Source organism: Pseudomonas serboccidentalis, from assembly GCF_028830055.1.
Classification (GTDB): domain Bacteria; phylum Pseudomonadota; class Gammaproteobacteria; order Pseudomonadales; family Pseudomonadaceae; genus Aquipseudomonas; species Aquipseudomonas serboccidentalis.
In genome coordinates, this window is sequence record NZ_CP101655.1 from 5,741,769 (window position 1) to 5,760,603 (window position 18,835).

Genomic DNA, 18,835 nt, shown 5'->3' on the forward strand with positions numbered 1-18,835 from the left:
GCGACCCGTCGGTCAAAAATAGTTCAAGCGCATGCGGTCAGGCAGCCCCGGCCACCTGACACGGCCCCGTGCGCGGCATGCGCGAGCCAAAGTACGCCGCACTCAACAGCCCCACCACGCCCATCACCGCACAGAACATCACGCAGATCCATGGGCTCCACGGCATCAGACCGATCAACAACAGCGGTGTGATACTTGCCCACGCGGCGTAGGCAATGTTGTAGGTGAAGGAAATACCCGACACCCGGATACGCGCCGGGAACAACCCGACCATCACTGACGGCACCGCGCCCACAACGCCGCAAGCGAGACCGGCCACGGCATACGCCAGCCCCACCCAGTTGCCGCCCGTGATCAAACAGCTGTAAAGCACGCCGATGCCCAAGGGCAACAACAGGCTATAGAGCATGACCGTGCGCCAGGCACCGAGGCGATCGACCAGCAACCCGGCAATCACACAGCCGATGTTGAGAAAGACGATGCCCAGGGCGCTCAGGGCAAAGGTGTGGCTGGCGGTCATGCCAAAGGTTTTCTGCATCATGGTCGGAGTGATCACCACGAACACCACCACCGCCGAGGTCAGCACACAGGTCAGCAGCATCGCCGGTAACATCGCCAGTCGATGCTCACGCAGCACGGTGCGCAGCGGCAGTTCGACCCGCGCTTCGCGCTGCGCCTCCATGGCCATGAACACCGGGGTTTCGCTCAACCAGCGCCGCAGGTACACGCCGATCACGCCGAACACACCACCGAGCAGGAACGGGTAACGCCAGGCGTAATCGAGGATTTCCGCCGGGGTGAACACCTGGGCGAGAAAGGTCGCGGTCAGCGCGCCGATCAAGTAACCGAAGGTCAGGCCCGCCTGCAAAAAGCCCAAGGCATAACCGCGATGGCCGGTTGGCGCGTGCTCGGCGACGAACACCCAGGCGCTCGGCACTTCGCCACCGACCGCCGCGCCTTGCAGGATGCGCAGCGCCAGCAACAGCAGCGGTGCGAAGTAACCGATCTGGGCATACGTCGGCATGATCCCGATCAGCAGGCACGGCAGCGCCATCATCAGGATGCTCAGGCTGAAGACCTTTTTGCGGCCCAGGCGATCGGCGAAATGCGCCATCAGGATCCCGCCCAGAGGTCGCGCCAGATAGCCGGTGACGAAGATCCCGAAACTTTGCAGCAGACGCAGCCATTCGGGCATTTCCGGCGGGAAGAACAACTGGCTGAGGGTCAGGGCGAAGAACACGAAGATGATGAAATCGTAGATCTCCAGCGCCCCACCAAGGGCCGCGAGGCCGAGGGTCTTGTAGTCGGAACGGCTGAACGGCGCCGGTCGGGCTGTGGATTGGGCAGTCATGGCAAAGAACTCTGGCAGGCAAAAACCAAGGCGCCCATGGTCTACGCAAATCCACCTGGGGACAACCCGTAAGACCATAGTCCCGGTTTTGCAAAACCTGCTCACAAAGCACTGGCAGTTGATTTACTGTTAATGCCTGTCCAGCAGGACACACCTGAATCGGTTTTCACCTCTGTGGCGAGGGAGCTTGCTCCCGCTGGGTCGCGAAGCGGCCCCCTCTGCTCCTTAAAGGAAGGGGACTGCTACGCAGTCCAGCGGGAGCAAGCTCCCTCGCCACAGATTGATCTGACCGACACAATTGGCGGCTCCTGCGGACCACAATAACCATAAAAATCCGAGGTACTCTCTGTGGCCGTTGATATCGAAGATAGCCGCTCCGCACGCTTTGCCCTGCGCTGTTCAAGCTTTGCCGAACGCTGGTTTCCCGACTCCTGGGTGTTCGCCGCGCTGGCAGTCATCATTGTCGCGCTGGCCACCCTGGCCATGGGCGCCAAACCCACCGATGCCGCGATGGCGTTCGGTGACGGGTTCTGGAGCCTGATTCCGTTCACCATGCAAATGGCCTTCGTGGTGATTGGCGGGTACGTGGTCGCCAGCTCGCCGCCGGCGGTCAAGCTGATCGACAAACTGGCGCGCATTCCGAAAAACGGCCGCTCCGCCGTGGCCTGGGTGGCGCTGATCTCGATGGTCGCCTCCCTGTTGAACTGGGGCCTGTCGCTGGTATTCGGCGGTTTGCTGGTACGCGCCCTCGCCCGCCGCACCGATCTGAAAATGGATTACCGCGCGGCCGGTGCGGCAGCGTACCTGGGTCTGGGCGCAGTCTGGGCGCTAGGCCTGTCGTCATCGGCGGCGCAATTGCAGGCCAACCCGGCCAGCCTGCCGCCGTCGATCCTGTCGATCACCGGGGTGATTCCGTTTACGCAAACCATCTTCCTCTGGCAGTCCGGCGCCATGTTGCTGGCGCTGATCGTGATTTCGATCATCGTCGCCTACGCCACTGCTCCCGGCCCGAACTCTGCGCGTGACGCCAGGGATTGCGGCATCGACCCGGCCTTCAACCTGCCGCCGCTGCAGCCGCGTACCCGGCCCGGCGAATGGCTGGAGCACAGTCCGCTGCTGATCATTTTGCTGGTGCTGCTGGCAGCCGGCTGGCTGTTCCACGAGTTCTCGACCAAACCGGCGATCACCGCGATTTCCGGGCTCAACACTTACAACTTCCTGTTCATCATGCTCGGCGCCCTGCTGCACTGGCGTCCGCGCAGCTTCCTCGATGCGGTGGCCCGTGCGGTGCCGACCACCACCGGCGTGCTGATCCAGTTTCCGCTGTACGGCTCGATTGCCGCGCTGCTGACCACGGTCAAAGGCGCCGATGCACAGACTCTGGCGCATCACATCTCGACCTTCTTCGTCAGCATCGCATCTCACGACACCTATGCGCTGTTGATGGGTGTGTACTCGGCGATTCTCGGTTTCTTCATCCCGTCCGGCGGCGGCAAGTGGATCATCGAAGCGCCGTACGTGATGCAAGTCGCCAATGACCTGCAATATCACCTCGGCTGGGCGGTGCAGATCTACAACGCCGCCGAAGCGCTGCCGAACCTGATCAACCCGTTCTACATGCTGCCGCTGCTGGGCGTGCTTGGCCTTAAGGCACGGGACTTGATTGGTTTCTCGTTTGTGCAGTTGCTGGTGCATACACCGTTGGTGCTGCTGTTGCTGTGGGTGCTGGGGACGACGCTGGCGTATACACCGCCCGTCATTCCCTGAGTCCAGCAGGACGCGGCCAGATGGCTGGCGGGAGGATTCCGACAACGTGCAAATCCTCTTCTTACGAAAGCTGTTGCACTGTCCCACGCGCCACGTGGGACGGTGCTGACTTTTCCTGATCGTGTCTTCGTTTAGCTTGTCCGGGACCAAAAACCTGTCCAAGGAAGAACCGATGACACCGATATCCAAAACGCTTGAAGAACTGATCCGTGAAATTTATCAGGACGGCAGCGTCTCCGTAGTCGAGTACAACACGCTGCGAGACGATGCCGACCGACGCATGGACGCGGTCATCCGAGAATTTGGCCAACACAACAACCTGACGGCTTTCCAGAAAGCGATGGATGTTGCAATGCAATTGCTGCAGACCGCGGTCATTGATGCCAAGAAAGCCAGGTTGACTGACACCGGCGAAGCCATTGTCAAAGATGCGGTCACCGCACAAGTCGAATACTTGCGAGCAGGCAGCCAGCTTGCACTACGCCTTTTGTAATCGAGTGAAAACCTGGGGGAGCCGACCTGATCGCTCCCGCATTGTTTCGCTGTCGCCTCAAATCGTCACCCAACCGTCACATTCCCTTGTTAGCGTCCGCCCGAAATAAATTGAAACAATTAAGCAGAGCGGGCTGACAGATGAAAGACGAAACAGACGGCACAGACGCACCTGAATCCGACAACCCCACCGACACCAGTCGCCGCCGCTTTCTCGGCGGTGTCGCGGTGCTCGGTGTGGGGGCGACCCTGGCCGGTTGTGGCAACGCTGGCGATCAACCGGGCAAACCGGCCGAGCGCCCGCTGACCCCGGCCGAGCTGGACAAGGTCCTGCGTGACCAGGTGAAAACCGTGGTGGTGATCTACGCCGAGAACCGCAGCTTCAACAACCTGTTCGGTGATTTCCCCGGCGTCGAGAAGCCGCTGTCAGCCCTCACGCCTGCCGATTACCAGCAACGTGACCGCGATGGCAGCGTGCTGCAGACCTTGCCGCCCGTCTGGGGCGGTGTGCTGCAGATCGGCCCGCAAACCCTCGATGGTGTGACTTACCCCAACGCCACGCAGTTTCAGGAACACCTGCCCAACGCGCCGTTCGCCCTCAAAGGTCCGAATGGCGAAGACCTGCCGTTCGGCCTGGTCACCCGCGACCTGTGGCATGTGTTCTATCAGAACCAGATGCAGATCAATGGCGGCAAGAATGACGGTTTCGTCGCGTGGGCCGACTCTGGTGGTCTGACCATGGGCCATTACGCCCAGAGCCGCTATTCCCTGCGTCTGTGGGATGTCGCGCAGGAATTCGTGCTGTGCGACAACTTCTTCCAGGGGGCCTTTGGTGGTTCCTTCCTCAATCACCAATACCTGATCAGCGCCACCGCGCCGTTCTATCCGGACGCGGCCAATTCGGTGGCCAAGAGTCAGATCGCCGCGCTGCAAAGCACTGACCCGGCCGATCCGCGCCTCAAACCGCTGGAACAATCGCCGGCCAGCGCCATGAGCGGCCCGCCGCAGTTCGGCCCGAGTGCGCTGACCCCGGATGGCTTTGGCGTGAATACCCTCGCCCCGCCGTACTGGCCGACGTGGATTCGCGACCCGGAGCGCCCGGAGTATTCAAAAGCCGATCTGCCCAACGTGCTGGTGCCGCAGACCCACGAACACATCGGCGACAAGCTGTCGAAGAAGAACGTCGACTGGGCCTGGTACGCCGGGGCGTGGCAAGCGACGCTCGAGCAGTACAAGGACTCGGGGGGCATTCCGAAGATCCCCAATTTTCAATATCACCACCAGCCGTTCAACTACTTCAAACAGCAAGGCCCGGAGAACCCGCAAGAGCGCAGCAGACGCCTGCGTGACGCCGGCCTGGGGGATGAGTCGAGCACCAACAGATTCTTCGCCGATGCCGAGGCCGGCACGTTGCCCGCGGTGAGTTTCTACAAGCCCCAAGGCAACCTGAACATGCACGCCGGTTATGCCGACGTGGCCTCCGGTGATCGGCACATCGTCCGCGCGCTGAAGGTGCTGCGCGAAAGCCCGCAGTGGAAAAACATGGTGGTGATCGTCACCGTCGATGAAAACGGCGGCTGGTGGGACCACGTTGCGCCCCCCAAGGGTGATCGCTGGGGCCCGGGTTCGCGGGTGCCGACGCTGGTGGTATCGCCGTTCGCCCGCAAAGGCACAGTGGATCACACGGTCTATGACACGGCGTCGATCCTGCGCCTGATCACCCGGGTGTTCCAGCTCGAAACCCTCGATGGCCTCAAGCAGCGAGATGAAGCGATGATCGCCCGCGGCCAGAAACCCATGGGCGACTTGACCAACGCCCTGCATTTTCAGGCCTGAAACCGAGTCCTGTGAGCTGACGCAAAAATCCGTGAATGACGGCTTCTCTGCGCAACACAGCTGATCCACTATGAAGCGCCCCGGAACCCCGGGGAGCCGACGCTGAAAAGGATCTGAGCATGTTCAAACTCACAGGACTTACCCCCACCGCCCTGGCCCTCGCCGCACTCACACTGAGCGCGGCCGCCCACGCCGATGTCGACCTGAAACTGGGCAGTACCGAGCGCGTCACCCGGCTCTTCGCCTACCCCAACAACTGCAGCGTGATCTGCTATCGCAACTGGTCGCTGGAGCAGACCGTCGCTCACTACCTGAGCCAAAGCGTGCAACGCGACGGCTATGCCAATGCCAAAGTGCTGGTGAAAAACGACAACGGGCAGATTTACGTCGAAATCAGCGGCGTACCGCAAGGCTACGACAAGCCGCTGTCGGCGCTGCTCGACGCTGGCGATCTGGCCTACAACGGCGCCAGCAAGCTCAACGCCGATGGCAAATGGGCTTATAGCTGGTATCTGTTCCTGCCGCTGGGCATGGCCCTGGAAAACCGCAAGAGCGTCGAGCTGCTGCACTTCCCGCCAGATTATTCGCTGACCCAGGCTCAGGATTATCTGCGCTCGAACACCACCGATCGCTGGGCCACACTGCTGACCGACAACGGTATCCCGGCGGACCAGACCCCGGCCTATCAGACCATCATCGACATCGCGCCAATCGCCGCGCCGTCCAACGCCGGCAGTGACCTGGAAGGGGTCTACGACTACTTCAAGGACTACCAGACCACACTGGTCAAGCAGTTCAGCCAGACCAGCGCCGGCACTACCCTGCCAATGGTCGCGTTCGGCGCGCCGGTGCGTAACTGGATCAAGCAGCAATACGGGCCGACCGTGGGCGTCCTGGGTCTGGCGACCATCAGCCCGAGCGCCGGGGTGAATGTGCCGGTACTGGGTTCAAACCACCCAAGCTACATCTGGTACGCCGCCGACCCGGCGAGCTACGACGGCGATCAAGCCAAGGCTGATGCTGCGGGTTTGAAAGTCATGGGGCAGGACTTGAGCGCGGCCTGCTGGCAGGCGGGGATGGGCAGCAAACCGGGTACCGACCCGAAAACCCTGCTCGACAGCTGCACGCAGACCTGGCAAGTGACGCAAAAGACCAAGACTTGCGAGCTGTTCTACACCTCGATCCGCAACCTGACCCCGACTGACGCTGCCGCCAAGTGCTCAACCACGCCAATCAAGGCACAGTTGCAACAGCTCAAGGGCGATCTGCCGGCCACTGCGGTACCCGCGCCGCACCTCTGATCGGCTGAAAAGGCTTCCCGTGTCAGTCAATGCTGACGCGGGGAGCAGCGAATTTCGCCTGTCAGATCTGACAGTAGACGGTGAGCGTTTTTCAGGAAATGATTGGATCCAAACAAGCGCGGCGCAACGCTGACAGGACGTCAGCGCCACGCGAGTCGCAACTTTTGCCGACAGGGACCGTTATGAACAATCGCGCACAGCCGCACCACATTCCCCCTGATACGCCAGGCATCTACCCGTTCGTCGGGTTGCCGGTGCGCCTCGGGTTTCCTTCTACAGTCGATTTCGAAATCATTCAGGATGAACAGGGCCGCGCGGCAGTGATGGCTCGCCGGGATTTCTTGCGCATCACCCGGATGTGTCGAATTTCCGGGCAATTGCTCCCCTATCGCTGTCGCCAGACCCGCCAGCTACTGACCGGCATCCATATCTACGACCCGCGCTTTTGCGGACTGCTCGAACATGCCTGCGATCCGAACGTGTTTCTGGATATGAGCGAATTGTGGCTGTGGGCGCTGCGCGATATTCGCCCGGGTGAACGCCTGACCATCGACTTTGCCGCCACCGAAGACCGCCTGTTGCACCAGTTTGCCTGCACCTGCGGCGGGCCGCGCTGCCGAGGGTGGATCACCGGTTACGATGACCCCCCCTCTATCGAGGGCCAGCACTTCTTGCAGCGCTGGCGGCACGCGCACTGATCGGGCTTACAACGCCCCGACCGGGCGCAAGCGGTATTGCGGCGGCAGTTGCTCGAAACCGCTGATGGTGGTGTTCAGGCTTTTCCAGCGACCATCCTTGATGCCGTAGATGCAGCCGTGAATCGACAGGCTCTGCCCACGATGCCAGGCGTTCTGGATGATGCTGGTGTGGGCGACGTTGGCCACTTGCTGGACAACGTTGAGTTCGCACAGCCGGTCGACCTGTTCTTCTTCGGTCGGCAGCTTGGCCAGCTCTTCACGTTTTTCGTAATACAGATCGCGGATCGAACGCAGCCAGCCGTCGATCAGACCAAACTGCCGATCCTGCATCGACGCCCGCACACCGCCGCAACCGTAGTGGCCGGTAACAAGGATATGTTTGACCTTGAGCACGTCGACCGCGTACTGGATCACCGACAGGCAATTGAGGTCGGTGTGCAGCACCACGTTGGCGACGTTACGGTGTACGAACAGATCACCCGGCAGCATGCCGACAATCTCGTTGGCCGGTACCCGTGCGTCGGAGCAGCCGATCCACAGGTATTCAGGGGTTTGCTGGCGCGCCAGCTTGGCGAAGAAATCCGGGTCTTCCTTGGTAATCGCGTCAGCCCAACGCTCGTTGTTATCAATCAGGTCTTGTAAGTCGTGCATGGTGTAAGGCCTCAAGAAAGATGCGCTGGTATGACAGACGACCGCCCGTCGGGGTCACGCAAGAACTGCAGGTGTTTTCTTTGGAATTCTCGAGTGCCCGGTGAGTCCACTCAGTAAGGCCCACAGTATGAGGAATTGCCATGACTGATTCACGACGTCCGTACGATGCGGTGCAACCCGAACCCATCGATGATAACGAAGACCGCATGGGCTCGGTGCATGAGCTGGATTTCGATGAAGACGAACCCAGCGCAAAAATCGGTGATGAAATCCCGGAACGTGAACGCGAGCAGTTGATGCCGAACGAGCGGGTGCGTGAGGCAGGCTTTACCGGTGCCTCAACCAGCGATCACGAACCGACTGACGATGATATGAGCCCGGAAACGCTGATTCATGAAGATGGTGCCCGGGACGCCGAAGAGGCTGGCGAAGGCAATCAGGCGGATTGGGATTTGAGCATTGTCGACGAGGATGACATCGGCGGCGGCAATGGCCTGGATGAGGCAGAGCTGGCGCGGCGCGATCCGCTGGATGGCAATCGCTGATCACCCGCCATCATACGATCCCCGTAGGAGCTGCCGCAGGCTGCGATCTTTTGACTTTGTTTTTTAGCTCAAGATCAAAAGATCGCAGCCTTCGGCAGCTCCGACAGTATTCAATCAACCAGGGTACAAGCCATGACCACGGCGTCTTCACGCCCGCCCACCGCCGGATAATAATCCCGACGCCGGCCAATCTCGTTGAAGCCATAGCGCTCATACAGCTTGAACGCCGCGGTATTGCTGTCGCGCACTTCCAGGAAACACTCCCGAGCCTCAGCCGCATACGCCCGCGACATCAGATGCTCGAGCAGCGTCAGCCCCAGCCCGCGCCCCTGATTCTCCGGTTTGACCGTGATGTTCAGCAGGTGCGCCTCATCCAGAATGATCTGCACCACCCCGTGACCGACCTGCTGCTGGCCTTCGAACATCAGCCAGATCTGGTACTTGCCCAGCCCGTCGAGAAAAATCCCACGGGTCCAGGGATGGCTGTACGCCGCGTATTCAATCTTCAATACCGCGTCCAGGTCCGCCTCGGTCATCGGGCGGAACGATACAGCTTCACTCATTCGATTCTTTCCAGCGCGCCATCAGCCGACGCATGGCTTGCCACACAGCGGCCTTGCGCTGTGGCTCTTCCATTAACAATTCCAGACCCGGAATGGCCCAGGCCAGGCCCAGGCCTTCGATCTGCAATTCACTGTTGAACGCTTCGGCATCCGCTTCACCGGCAAACCGCACCGCCGGCAGGCCGATCAGCCACAGGCAGGCGCATGGCGCCGCTTCCATTTGCACCGAGAGGAACCCCTGCACAAAATCACGGGCTGCTTCCGGGCCCTGGTCCATGGTGCCGCGATTCAGCCACGGCCAGCGCACCGGCTCGCCGACGATCTGCGGCGCATCCGGCAGACCGGCGGCGCGCAGCATATCTTTAAGCAGCAGATAGGCCGGATCGCGGCTCTGGAACGCTTCGCCTGTGGGTAACTCCACCAACAGTAAACAAGTCCCGGCGCGCAGCAATTGCAGGGCGAAACGCGGTGGCGGTACAGGCGCGGGTTTGGCGACGACCGGCGCCTCTTCGACCTCTTCCACCGGTTTGGCACCATTGCGCGTACTGGCGAGCGACGGGCGCGGCACTTCGATTTTCGGCCGTTCTACCGGACGGGCGGCAGGTTGCACCGCCGCTTCGGCCTGCACAACCGGCAACACCGCGACCTCTGGCTCAGGCTCGGGCATGTCCAGCAGCTCGGGCCGCGACGGCGCGGCAAAAGGCAATTCGGTGCGCGGCAGCCAGTTGACCACCTGCATGGCGTTCAAATAGGCGCGGCGGCGGGACTCGATAAGCAAAGGTCGGCCACTTGTGGATAACTGAAAGTGCGCCGATTCTACCGCCCTTCGCTCAAGATCGCTTGCTGTTGATCGATAGTCTTGAGCAATGCTCTGCCTCAGAAAATGCGACAGCCCGTCCCGAGAGTGAATCGCATCGTTCCTGATGCAGTACAATCGCGGCTTTTAATCGCCAACCAGCCGGCCATTCCGATGATCGAACCCAAGCGCGTCTTGCGCGCCCTCGCTGAACACTGGGCACTTCTGGAGCCACTGTGCGAGCACTTCGACCAAGGCACCCTGAGCCTCAACGAACTGCGCACGCAACTGGCCGCCCAACAACTGGACAGCACGCCGCAGGACATCACCAGCCTGCTCGACGTGTGGATTCGCCTCGACATTCTGGTGCCCGTGGCGAAAAGCCCGAACCGTTTCGAGCTCAACGCGCAGATCCACGACTTCCTCGCCTACTTGCGCCGTGAGCACCGTCTGGGCCTGTGCCTGGAGATCGAAGCCTACCTGCGTCACCTCGAACGTCTGGCCGGTTACATCCAGGACGCGTTCGACATCCGCGATGGCAACGACCTCGCCCGCCAGCTGCGTTTGCTCGACATGCGCGTGCGTGACGTGCTGAAAAAGCTCGACAACGACGAGCAGGCGCTGGTGGCCGTGGCCGAACGGGCCAAGACCAGCGACCGGCAGATCCCGCTGCGTCAGCGTTACGCCGAAGTCCTGGCGACCTGGGACGAATACGTCGAGCCGATGATCGATCTGGTGAACGCCGACGGTGCCTTCGAACAAGGCGTGCGCAAGGTCGAAACCGTGCTGCTGAAGATGCTCAGCGAACAGCAGCGCCTCGGCCACCTGGTTGATGACGACATGCTGCTGCGCACCCACGCGCGCATCCTCGAAATGCAGACCAGCGCCCAGCTGACCCTGCGCCACGCCCGCGAACTGCTGCTGCCGCTGCGTGAAGAAGCGCGCCGACACAACGCCGTGACCCGGGGTGCCGCACTGGCGCTGGCGGCGATTCGCCGTAAAGGCATCGATGCCGTGCCGCAAGCGGCGATGCCGCTGTTCACCCGGCCGCAAAGCACTTTCCTCGGCAGCGCCAGTCAGGTCGAAGCCTACGTCTATGCCCTGGCGCGTTTCGAGCCGAAACCGGCGCGTTTCCCCAAGGCGCACAAGACGCAAAAATCCGGCGAAGCCCCACGTGCGCCGCGCACCGTGCGCGAAATGGTCGAGCGTTGCGAAGAGTCCCTGCCAATGCCGGATCTGATGACCTGGCTGCTGGAGCAGGAACCGGACGGCGCCACCGACGAATTGCTGTACTGGTTCTCGCGCCTGTCGCGGGAAAAACGCTTCACGCGCGAGCGTCTGGAACGCCGCGAATACCACACTCACGAGCACCAGGTCAGCCTGCGCTCCTTCGCCCTGCTCTCGGCCCGCGACCCTGCCGCCGCCGAGGATTCTGCGAGCATCCCAAATGCATCTTGATCTATCCGAACTGTCCCAACTGGCGCCGATCTTCCGCGAGCTGTTCAAGGGCTATCACGTCAGCCGCCGCGACCCGGAACTGTACGCGCAACTGTCGAACTTCCAGGATCAATACCGCACGCTGTTCAAGGCGCTGGGGTTCGAACTGGTCTGCGATACCCGTGGTTTCTACTACTTCGTACCGGACATGGCTGCCGCTGCGGTGAACAAGACGGCCCAGCGTCTGGCGCTGTTCACCTTCATCCTCGTCGAGCACCTGGCCGATCAGGGCCGTGACCCGATCGCCGTGCTCGACGGTGGCAGCCTCGGCCGTGAAGAACTGCCGTCGTTGCTGGATAAATACCGCGACCTGTTCATCCAGGCCGAAGTGCAGACCGTTGAAGAGCTGGAAGAAAAAATCATGCGCCGCATGACCCAGCTCGGTTTCGCCGGTGAAGAAAACGGCGTGTACCGCTTCCTGCCGCCGATGCACCGCTTCCTCGACGTGTGCCTGTCGGTGCAGCAGGACCGCGATCTGGCGGCCAGCGTGCACAGCGTTCTGCCGCTGCCAGCACCGGTGCTGATCGACGAAGAAGCCGAAGCCAAATTCCTCGAAACCGATGATCCGCTCGACTTGAGTGAATTTGCGGAAGAAAGCGAAGAAGACGCACTGGCTCGCGCCATTGCCGAAGAACAGGAGTCCGACGCATGAGCCAGGAACGCTACGGCATCCGCCGCTTTGCCCTTTTGAACACCGCCGGTTACAGCCTCGGCCTGTTCCCGCTGGAAGAACCGCTGTCGGTCTACGGCGCGAACAACCTCGGTAAATCGGCGTCGATCAACGCCTTGCAGTTCCCGATTCTGGCGCGCATGTCGGACATGAGTTTCGGCAAGTACAGCCTGGAACAATCGCGGCGTTTCTACTTCGCCTCCGACACCAGCTACATCCTCGTCGAAGTGAACCTGCCGCACGGCCCGCACGTGATTGGTGTGGTCGGTCGCGGCCCGGGCGGTGGTTTCGGTCACCAGTTCTTTGCCTACGCCGGCAAGCTCGATCTGGCGCACTACCAGAAAAACGACACCTGCCTGCGCCAGAAGGAGCTGTTCAGCAACCTTGAGAAAGAAGGCCTGAAAGCCTACGAACTCAAGCCGGACGAACTGCGCCGCCTGTTGGTTGGCGGTCACACGTCGATCCCGTTGGACTTGACTCTGATCCCACTGCGCTCCACCAGCGAGCAGAGCCTGAAGACCTTCCGCGCGCTGTTCATCAACCTGCTGCACATGCGCGAAATCACTGCAGCCAAGTTGAAGCAGTTGTTCCTCGATGCGTTCGAGCACAGCCTGCGTTCCGGCAGCGTCGACTACATCGCCGCGTGCGAAGAAGCCTTCCGTGATGTGCGCCGGATGGAGCAGGACTACAACTCGCTGGTCGCGGCCGGCCCTTTGGTTGAGGCCTTGGCCAATGGCGTGAAACAGCGTGACGTGCTGCGCGGCAAACTGCATCGCCTGTCGCCGCTGCTCGATTCGTTGCTCGGTACCTGGTCGGATTACGCCACGGCGCGCAAGGAAGAGCTGACCATTCAGGCCGAACACTACCGTCGCGAGCAGGACGATCTGCAAAACGATCAGCGTGGTGGTACTCAGGAACTGATGCGTCTGGAGCGGGAAATCTCCGGCATCCAGCGCTGGCTCGGTGAGCTGTCGGTGCTGAAGAACCGCTTCGCGCTGGTCGATGACGTCAAAGTGCTGGAGCAACAATTGCTCGCGGCCAAGGACGCTCACGACGAACTGGCCGGTGCGCTGGCACAGTCCCGTCAGTTCAGCGCCGAGGATCTGGAAGAGCGTCTGCGCGATCTGGAAAAACGCCTGAAGTCGGTGAAACAGCAACTCGATCACGCCGACAACAACAGCTACGCCCGTCTGCGCGAAGAGTTCTCGCAGCAGGACGTCGAGCGCCTGATGCGCCTGTTCAACAGTGCGCTGTTCAGCCTGCCGCTGGGTGAACATGGCATCACGCTCGACGAAGATGGTGAGTGGGTCAAATCGGTCGAGCTGATCCTCGATGGCTTCAAGGGCGAGCGTTTCGAAGTGCCTGGTCTGTCGATCGACATCTCGCACATCGAGCCGCCGGCCCTGCAAGCGCTGGCTGACCGCGCCGCACTGCGCGACCAGAAAGAGCGTCTGGAAAAAGAACTCAAGCAACTCAAGACCCAGCAAGCCGTGGCCGCCGACCGCGCCGCGAGCAAGACCCAGACCGAAGCGCTGTACCAGCAAGTGCTGGACGCGCAGAAAGCACTGGAAGACTTCCGTCGCACCCAGACCCTGAGTGCCGAAGAAGGCGACAAGCTTGAGCAACTGGCGCAGATGGAAGCGGCGCAGGACGAACTCAAACGCTCCAGCGATGCGTTCACCGAGCGCGTCCAGCAACTGTCGGCCAAGCTGCAACTGGTCGGCCGGCAGATCGCCGACATGGAAGCCAAGCAACGCACCCTCGACGACGCGCTGCGCCGTCGTCAGTTGCTGCCGGCGGACCTGCCGTTCGGCACGCCGTTCATGGATCCAGTCGACGACTCGATGGACAACCTGCTGCCGCTGCTCAACGACTATCAGGACAGCTGGCAAGGCCTGCTGCGCGCTGACGGGCAGATCGAAGCGCTGTACGCGCAAGTGCGTCTGAAAGGCGTGGCCAAGTTCGACAGCGAAGACGACATGGAGCGCCGTCTGTCGTTGCTGATCAACGCTTACGCGCACCGTACCGATGAAGCCCTGACGCTGGGCAAGGCCCGTCGTGCGGCGGTCACCGACATCGCCCGGACCCTGCGCAACATCCGCAGCGACTACGACAGCCTCGAGCATCAACTGGCGCTGTTCAACCGTGAGATCAACAAGCGTCAGGTGTCCAACCTGCAGAGCTTCCGCATCGTCCTGGCGCCGAACAAGGAAGCGCTCAAGCACATCGACCAGATCATCCACAGCGCCGGTCAGTACGAAGAAGGCGAAACCCTGTCGGTGTTCGATCTGAGCCAGAGCGCCGAGCAGGACAACAAGAACGAAGAGGCCAAGGAATACCTGGCACGGCTGGTGGCGGCGAACCACAACCAGCTCGGTCTCAAGGACTTGTTCGAACTGGCGTTCGAGATCACCAAGGTCAACGGCCAGCCGGTGATCCACACCGACATCGACGGCGCGGCGTCCAACGGCACCACCATGACCATCAAGGCGCTGACCAACATGTACTTGTTGCTGCACTTGATGGACCGTGACCTGGCCGGTCGCGTGCGTCTGCCGTACTACCTGGACGAGGCGGCGGACATCGACGAGAAGAACCAGGCCGCCCTGCTGGAAACCAGCCTGCAACTGGGCTTCGTGCCGATTCTGGCGAGTGTGAAGCCGCAGGTCTGCGCCAGTGTCGCCATCGACCTGGAAGGCGGCAGCGGCCCGGCGGGCATCTACATCGACGAGGCGGACTGGAAGTACATCCGTCGCCATGATGCAGTGAAAGCCACCGTCAATGTTGAAGCGGATGAACCGGAGCTGGATGAGGTTTGATCGGCATTAACTGAAGGCAAAAAAAGGGCCGCGATCTGATGGGATCGCGGCCCTTTTTTATAGCTTGGGGGTTTGTGTTGATTTTGCGGGCCCTATCGCGAGCAGGCTCACTCCTACAGTTGGAAGGCGTTCCCTTGTAGGAGTGAGCCTGCTCGCGATGGCGTCCTTACAGACGCCGCAAGGTTACTTACCAAGAGAAATCTTCGGCGCCCAGGTCAGCCACTCATCCTCGAACTTGTCGAACAGTGGGAACGTCTGCTCCGCACGCGCCGGGTTACCCATTCGCTCACCGTCCGGCGTGGCGAAGGCGATACCGCCCTGGATCACGGTTTCCAGCGACTCCGTGCGTACCGTCATGCCCTTGAACAGCCCGATGTCGAAACCGACACCACTGGTATTCCAGAACCGGCTACCGCTGCGCACCAGCGGCGCGTATTTCGGCTCGATCAAAATGTGCACCAACACACGATCAGCGGTCTGGCCCAGCTCATAACCCGTGACCTTGCCCACGGTAATTTCGCGGTAGGTCACCGGCACACCGGGTTTCAGCGAACCGCGGCGGGCGGCGCTCAATACCAGACTCAAACCGGCCTCCTGCTTGACCTCCTCCGGCGGATTGGCCAGCGCGACGAAGTTCTTCTGCGGGCCGAGGTTCTTCGCCGCTGGCTGCACTTCCAGGTATTGCCCGGTGACCAGGGTTTCCAGGTTCTGGGTTTTGATCAACCCCAACTCAGGCTTGACCACCCAGAACTGACTGCCGACCCGGGCGATCTTCTCCGGTACCTCAGTGATCCGTGCGGTGATCATCACCGATTGCAGATCGTCGGTCAGATCGACGTCTTCAATCTTGCCGACATCCAGCCCTTTGAAACGAATCGGCGTACCCGGGCGCAAACCATCGGCGCGGTCGACCTTGATCGTCACCAGCGTGCCTTTCTGGTTGGCCTCGTCATGGTTGGCGAACAAGCGGAAGCGCGGGATCCGCTTTTGCAACGGCGCCTTGGCTTGCGGTGTTTCGAAAGCGATACCGCCGGCCATCAGCGTTTGCAGTGACTCGCTTTTCACTTGAATACCGCCGGTCAAACCACCGGTGAGGGTGATACCGCTGACGTTCCAGAAGCGGGTCGACGCGTTGACCAGGTTTTCGTATTCCTTCTCGATGTGGACACCGATCACCAGTTGTTTTTTGGTTCTGGAGAACTGGTAGCTCTGTACCGAACCGACCTTGACCTGTTTGTACAGAATCGGGCTGCCGACTTCGATCGAACCCAGAACGTCGGTGAACAACACCAGGTGCAGACCTGGGGCGCGCAGATCCAGTGGCGGGGCTTTTGGCCGGGCCTCGAATTCGCGTTTCGGGGCTGCGCCTTTGTCGCCCGGGCGCACGGCGATGTAGTTACCTTTCACCAGCGCTTCGAGTCCGGTGATACCAGCCAGGGAGATCGATGGTTTGACCACCCAGAACTGTGTGCCGTCGACCAGATAGTCTTCGGCCAGCGGGTCAAGGGTAAGCTCGGCGGTGGCGCTGTTCAGGTCCGGATCGATTTTCAACGCTTTCAGGTTACCCACCTGAATGCCCTTGTACATCACCGGTGTACGGCCGGCCTGCAGGCCTTCGAAGTCGCTGAGTTTGACCTTCACTCGAATGCCGGCAGCGGCCGCGTCAAAGTCTTCATACAGACGGAACGGCAGGCTTGGATCAGTCGGCGGACTGTCTTTACGGTTCTCCGGTGTCGCAAAAGCGATACCGCCGGCAACGATGCTCGCCAGGGATTCGCTGCGCACTTTCACGCCGGACAGGTTGGCGTCGATGCTGATGCCGCTGGCATTCCAGAAACGCGTGTGTTTGCGCACCAGTTTGGCGTAGGTCGGCTCGATGAACACTTTGAGTTCAACAGTGCTCTGGTCTTCGGAAAGCACGTAGCTTTTGATCTGACCAACCTTGATCTGCTTGTAGAACACCGGGCTGCCACGGTTCAGCGAGCCGAGGCGATCCGCCTTGATGGTCAGGTGCAGGCCAGGCTTGGAGTCCGACAGCGGCGGCTCTTCGGCCAGCGCCTTGAACTTGCGGGTCGGCTCGCCTTCGCCGGGACTGATGGCCACGTAATTACCCGAAACCAACGTTTCCAGACCGGTGATACCGGCCAGGGTCACGCTCGGTTTCACCAGCCAGAAACGGGTGCTGGTCTTGAGGTATTGCTCGACGTCCTTGTTCATTTCGACGGTGGCGATCACGCCTTTGGAGTTGCCTTCGTCGTCAAGCTTCAGGGTCTTCACCTTACCGACCGACATGCCCTTGTACATGACCTCGGTCTTGTTGGCCTGGATGCCTTCACCGCTTTCGAAACGCACCTGAATCTCGATGCCGGTTTCGTTATAGGCACGCCAGCCGAGCCAGCCACCGATGATCAGGGCAATCAGGGGCAGTACCCAAATCGCAGACCAGTTGGAAGCCGGTCGGGTTTTCGCTACGGGCAAATCAGTCATGGTCGTCGTCCGACTCCGTGTTATCCCAAATCAGTCGGGGATCGAAAGTTACTGCGGCAAGCATCGTCAGAATCACCACACTGGCGAAGGCGATGGCGCCGAGGTTGGCTTCGACACTGGCAAGCCGGCCGAAGTTGACGACCGCCACCAGAATGGCGATCACAAAGATATCGAGCATCGACCAGCGGCCGATGAACTCAATGAAGCGGTACATCCAGATTCGCTGGCGTGCAGACAATGGCTGGCGTCGCTGTACCGAAAACAACAGCAACGCGATGCCCACCAGTTTGAAGGTCGGCACCAGAATACTGGCGATGAACACCACAGCGGCAATCGGGATCATGCCGTGCTGCACCAATTGGATCACCCCGGACATGATCGTGCTCGGGTCACCCTGTCCCAACGAGCTGACGGTCATGATCGGCAACACGTTGGCCGGAATGTAGATAATCGCCGCAGTGATCAGCAGTGCCCAGGTTCGAGCCAGGCTGTTCGGCCGGCGAGCATGGACCAGCGCACCGCAACGGGTGCAGGTTTGTTCGTCGGTGTCCGCGTTCTGCCTGTTCAACTCGTGGCATTCGGTACAGATCAGAATGCCCGCATCAATCGCCCGCATGAGGGTCTTCTCCTGATAGCGCCTGCCAGATCTGATGCGGTGACATCACCACTTCCAGCCAGACCTGGACCAACAACAAGCCGACGAAACATGCCAGACCGAAACCAACGGTGATAGCTGCCATATCTGCCAGTTTGACGATCGCCACCAATACGCCCATGAGGTAGACCTCAAGCATTCCCCAGTCTTTGAGGTGGTGATAAATGCGATACAGCAGCAAACCGTAGCTACGCCCGATGTTGAAACGGATCGTCAGCAATACGAATAACTGGCAGAGCAATTTGAGTAACGGAATCGCCATGCTGCAAAGAAACACAACGACGGAAACACCGCGCATGTCGGTATTGAACAGTCCAACCACACCGCTCCAGACAGTGTCTTGCGACGACTGCCCGAGTACATTGAGCTGCATGATGGGTAAAAAGTTCGCCGGCACGAACAACAGCAATGCTGCGATAACCAGAGCAAGGCTGCGCTGCACTACGTTATGGCGGTGGGCATACAACTCGTAACCGCAGCGTGGACACAAGGCTTTCTCGCCGTGAGCAAGCTTGGGCTTGCGCATCAACAAGTCGCACTCGTGACAGGCCACCAAGTCTTCCAGCGGTAAATCTGACAGCCCGGGGGCGTCAACCGACTCTGACATAAAGGCTCTGGCTCCGAAAAAGATGGGGCTATTCTAGTGTTCTGATTCGAAAATAACTGTGCAAAATTGTTCGCAGGCTAAGTAAAAAAAGTTTCCTGCG

Annotated in this window: 16 protein-coding genes; 9 read left to right on the forward strand and 7 right to left on the reverse strand. The window is 60.6% G+C overall.

Annotated elements, in window-relative coordinates; all coding sequences use genetic code 11:
* Nucleotides 1-37: 37 nt before the first annotated feature.
* Entirely contained in the window at nt 38-1,351 is a 1,314-nt protein-coding gene (locus NN484_RS26165) for an MFS transporter (protein WP_215502399.1), read from the reverse strand.
* A 348-nt stretch (nt 1,352-1,699) separates the two neighbouring features.
* On the opposite strand from NN484_RS26165, the gene NN484_RS26170 reads away from it, so the two are divergent.
* From NN484_RS26170 to NN484_RS26190, 5 genes are all read left to right on the forward strand, one after another.
* Complete coding sequence (locus tag NN484_RS26170; RefSeq protein ID WP_215502400.1) at nt 1,700-3,118, forward strand: short-chain fatty acid transporter; 1,419 nt, start codon at nt 1,700-1,702, stop codon at nt 3,116-3,118.
* A gap of 172 nt (nt 3,119-3,290) precedes the next feature.
* Nucleotides 3,291-3,611: a hypothetical protein gene (locus tag NN484_RS26175; RefSeq protein ID WP_127652551.1), complete on the forward strand. Its 321-nt coding sequence runs from the start codon at nt 3,291-3,293 to the stop codon at nt 3,609-3,611.
* Nucleotides 3,612-3,751: 140 nt separating this feature from the next.
* Nucleotides 3,752-5,446 carry an acid phosphatase gene (locus tag NN484_RS26180; RefSeq protein ID WP_215502401.1) on the forward strand — a complete coding sequence of 565 codons (1,695 nt, stop codon included), beginning with the start codon at nt 3,752-3,754 and terminating at the stop codon, nt 5,444-5,446.
* Between the two features lie 119 nt (nt 5,447-5,565).
* Entirely contained in the window at nt 5,566-6,747 is a 1,182-nt protein-coding gene (locus NN484_RS26185; protein ID WP_215502402.1) for a hypothetical protein, read from the forward strand.
* Nucleotides 6,748-6,929: 182 nt separating this feature from the next.
* On the forward strand, nt 6,930-7,445 hold the full coding sequence (locus tag NN484_RS26190) for an SET domain-containing protein-lysine N-methyltransferase (protein ID WP_274658291.1): 516 nt from the start codon (nt 6,930-6,932) through the stop codon (nt 7,443-7,445).
* 6 nt (nt 7,446-7,451) lie between these two features.
* Here NN484_RS26190 and can read toward each other — a convergent pair whose 3' ends face one another.
* Nucleotides 7,452-8,096, reverse strand: coding sequence for a carbonate dehydratase (can, locus tag NN484_RS26195; protein WP_003228196.1), 645 nt, complete (start codon nt 8,094-8,096; stop codon nt 7,452-7,454).
* Nucleotides 8,097-8,236: 140 nt separating this feature from the next.
* Here can and NN484_RS26200 point away from each other — a divergent pair, with 140 nt between their 5' ends.
* The gene (locus NN484_RS26200) at nt 8,237-8,641 is read left to right on the forward strand and encodes a serine kinase/phosphatase (protein WP_127652547.1); all 405 of its coding nucleotides are present in this window, start codon (nt 8,237-8,239) and stop codon (nt 8,639-8,641) included.
* A gap of 110 nt (nt 8,642-8,751) precedes the next feature.
* On the opposite strand, the gene rimI is transcribed toward NN484_RS26200, so the two are convergent.
* Nucleotides 8,752-9,204 (reverse strand): ribosomal protein S18-alanine N-acetyltransferase, encoded by a 453-nt coding sequence (gene rimI, locus NN484_RS26205; protein ID WP_007961522.1) that lies wholly within the window; start codon nt 9,202-9,204, stop codon nt 8,752-8,754.
* Entirely contained in the window at nt 9,197-9,943 is a 747-nt protein-coding gene (locus tag NN484_RS26210; protein WP_274659340.1) for an energy transducer TonB, read from the reverse strand. The genes rimI and NN484_RS26210 overlap by 8 nt, the downstream gene beginning before the upstream one ends.
* A gap of 231 nt (nt 9,944-10,174) precedes the next feature.
* Here NN484_RS26210 and mksB point away from each other — a divergent pair, with 231 nt between their 5' ends.
* Genes mksB through mksF form a run of 3 tightly spaced genes read left to right on the forward strand, consistent with a single transcriptional unit; the run spans nt 10,175 to nt 14,986 of the window.
* Nucleotides 10,175-11,458 carry an Mks condensin complex protein MksB gene (gene mksB, locus NN484_RS26215; protein WP_215502404.1) on the forward strand — a complete coding sequence of 428 codons (1,284 nt, stop codon included), beginning with the start codon at nt 10,175-10,177 and terminating at the stop codon, nt 11,456-11,458.
* Nucleotides 11,448-12,149 carry an Mks condensin complex protein MksE gene (gene mksE, locus NN484_RS26220; protein WP_127652545.1) on the forward strand — a complete coding sequence of 234 codons (702 nt, stop codon included), beginning with the start codon at nt 11,448-11,450 and terminating at the stop codon, nt 12,147-12,149. Before mksB ends, mksE begins: the two co-directional genes overlap by 11 nt.
* Nucleotides 12,146-14,986 carry an Mks condensin complex protein MksF gene (mksF, locus tag NN484_RS26225; protein ID WP_127652544.1) on the forward strand — a complete coding sequence of 947 codons (2,841 nt, stop codon included), beginning with the start codon at nt 12,146-12,148 and terminating at the stop codon, nt 14,984-14,986. Before mksE ends, mksF begins: the two co-directional genes overlap by 4 nt.
* A gap of 183 nt (nt 14,987-15,169) precedes the next feature.
* On the opposite strand, the gene NN484_RS26230 is transcribed toward mksF, so the two are convergent.
* The 3 genes from NN484_RS26230 to NN484_RS26240 are packed head-to-tail and all read right to left on the reverse strand — an operon-like array spanning nt 15,170 to nt 18,735.
* Entirely contained in the window at nt 15,170-17,473 is a 2,304-nt protein-coding gene (locus NN484_RS26230) for a PqiB family protein (RefSeq protein WP_127652543.1), read from the reverse strand.
* Entirely contained in the window at nt 17,466-18,089 is a 624-nt protein-coding gene (locus NN484_RS26235) for a paraquat-inducible protein A (protein WP_127652542.1), read from the reverse strand. Before NN484_RS26235 ends, NN484_RS26230 begins: the two co-directional genes overlap by 8 nt.
* Nucleotides 18,076-18,735: a paraquat-inducible protein A gene (locus NN484_RS26240; protein WP_127652541.1), complete on the reverse strand. Its 660-nt coding sequence runs from the start codon at nt 18,733-18,735 to the stop codon at nt 18,076-18,078. The genes NN484_RS26235 and NN484_RS26240 overlap by 14 nt, the downstream gene beginning before the upstream one ends.
* Nucleotides 18,736-18,835: the final 100 nt, after the last annotated feature.

Bases quoted from the DNA above. Each gene is read 5' to 3' on its own strand.
- NN484_RS26200 (WP_127652547.1), top strand. From the start codon at position 8,237: ATGACTGATTCACGACGTCCGTACGATGCGGTGCAACCCGAACCCATC.
- mksE (WP_127652545.1), top strand. From the start codon at position 11,448: ATGCATCTTGATCTATCCGAACTGTCCCAACTGGCGCCGATCTTCCGC.
- mksF (WP_127652544.1), top strand. From the start codon at position 12,146: ATGAGCCAGGAACGCTACGGCATCCGCCGCTTTGCCCTTTTGAACACC.
- rimI (WP_007961522.1), bottom strand. From the start codon at position 9,204: ATGAGTGAAGCTGTATCGTTCCGCCCGATGACCGAGGCGGACCTGGAC.
- NN484_RS26185 (WP_215502402.1), top strand. From the start codon at position 5,566: ATGTTCAAACTCACAGGACTTACCCCCACCGCCCTGGCCCTCGCCGCA.
- NN484_RS26180 (WP_215502401.1), top strand. From the start codon at position 3,752: ATGAAAGACGAAACAGACGGCACAGACGCACCTGAATCCGACAACCCC.
- NN484_RS26175 (WP_127652551.1), top strand. From the start codon at position 3,291: ATGACACCGATATCCAAAACGCTTGAAGAACTGATCCGTGAAATTTAT.
- can (WP_003228196.1), bottom strand. From the start codon at position 8,096: ATGCACGACTTACAAGACCTGATTGATAACAACGAGCGTTGGGCTGAC.
- NN484_RS26190 (WP_274658291.1), top strand. From the start codon at position 6,930: ATGAACAATCGCGCACAGCCGCACCACATTCCCCCTGATACGCCAGGC.
- NN484_RS26210 (WP_274659340.1), bottom strand. From the start codon at position 9,943: ATGCAGGTGGTCAACTGGCTGCCGCGCACCGAATTGCCTTTTGCCGCG.
- NN484_RS26230 (WP_127652543.1), bottom strand. From the start codon at position 17,473: ATGACTGATTTGCCCGTAGCGAAAACCCGACCGGCTTCCAACTGGTCT.
- NN484_RS26240 (WP_127652541.1), bottom strand. From the start codon at position 18,735: ATGTCAGAGTCGGTTGACGCCCCCGGGCTGTCAGATTTACCGCTGGAA.
- mksB (WP_215502404.1), top strand. From the start codon at position 10,175: ATGATCGAACCCAAGCGCGTCTTGCGCGCCCTCGCTGAACACTGGGCA.
- NN484_RS26165 (WP_215502399.1), bottom strand. From the start codon at position 1,351: ATGACTGCCCAATCCACAGCCCGACCGGCGCCGTTCAGCCGTTCCGAC.
- NN484_RS26235 (WP_127652542.1), bottom strand. From the start codon at position 18,089: ATGCGGGCGATTGATGCGGGCATTCTGATCTGTACCGAATGCCACGAG.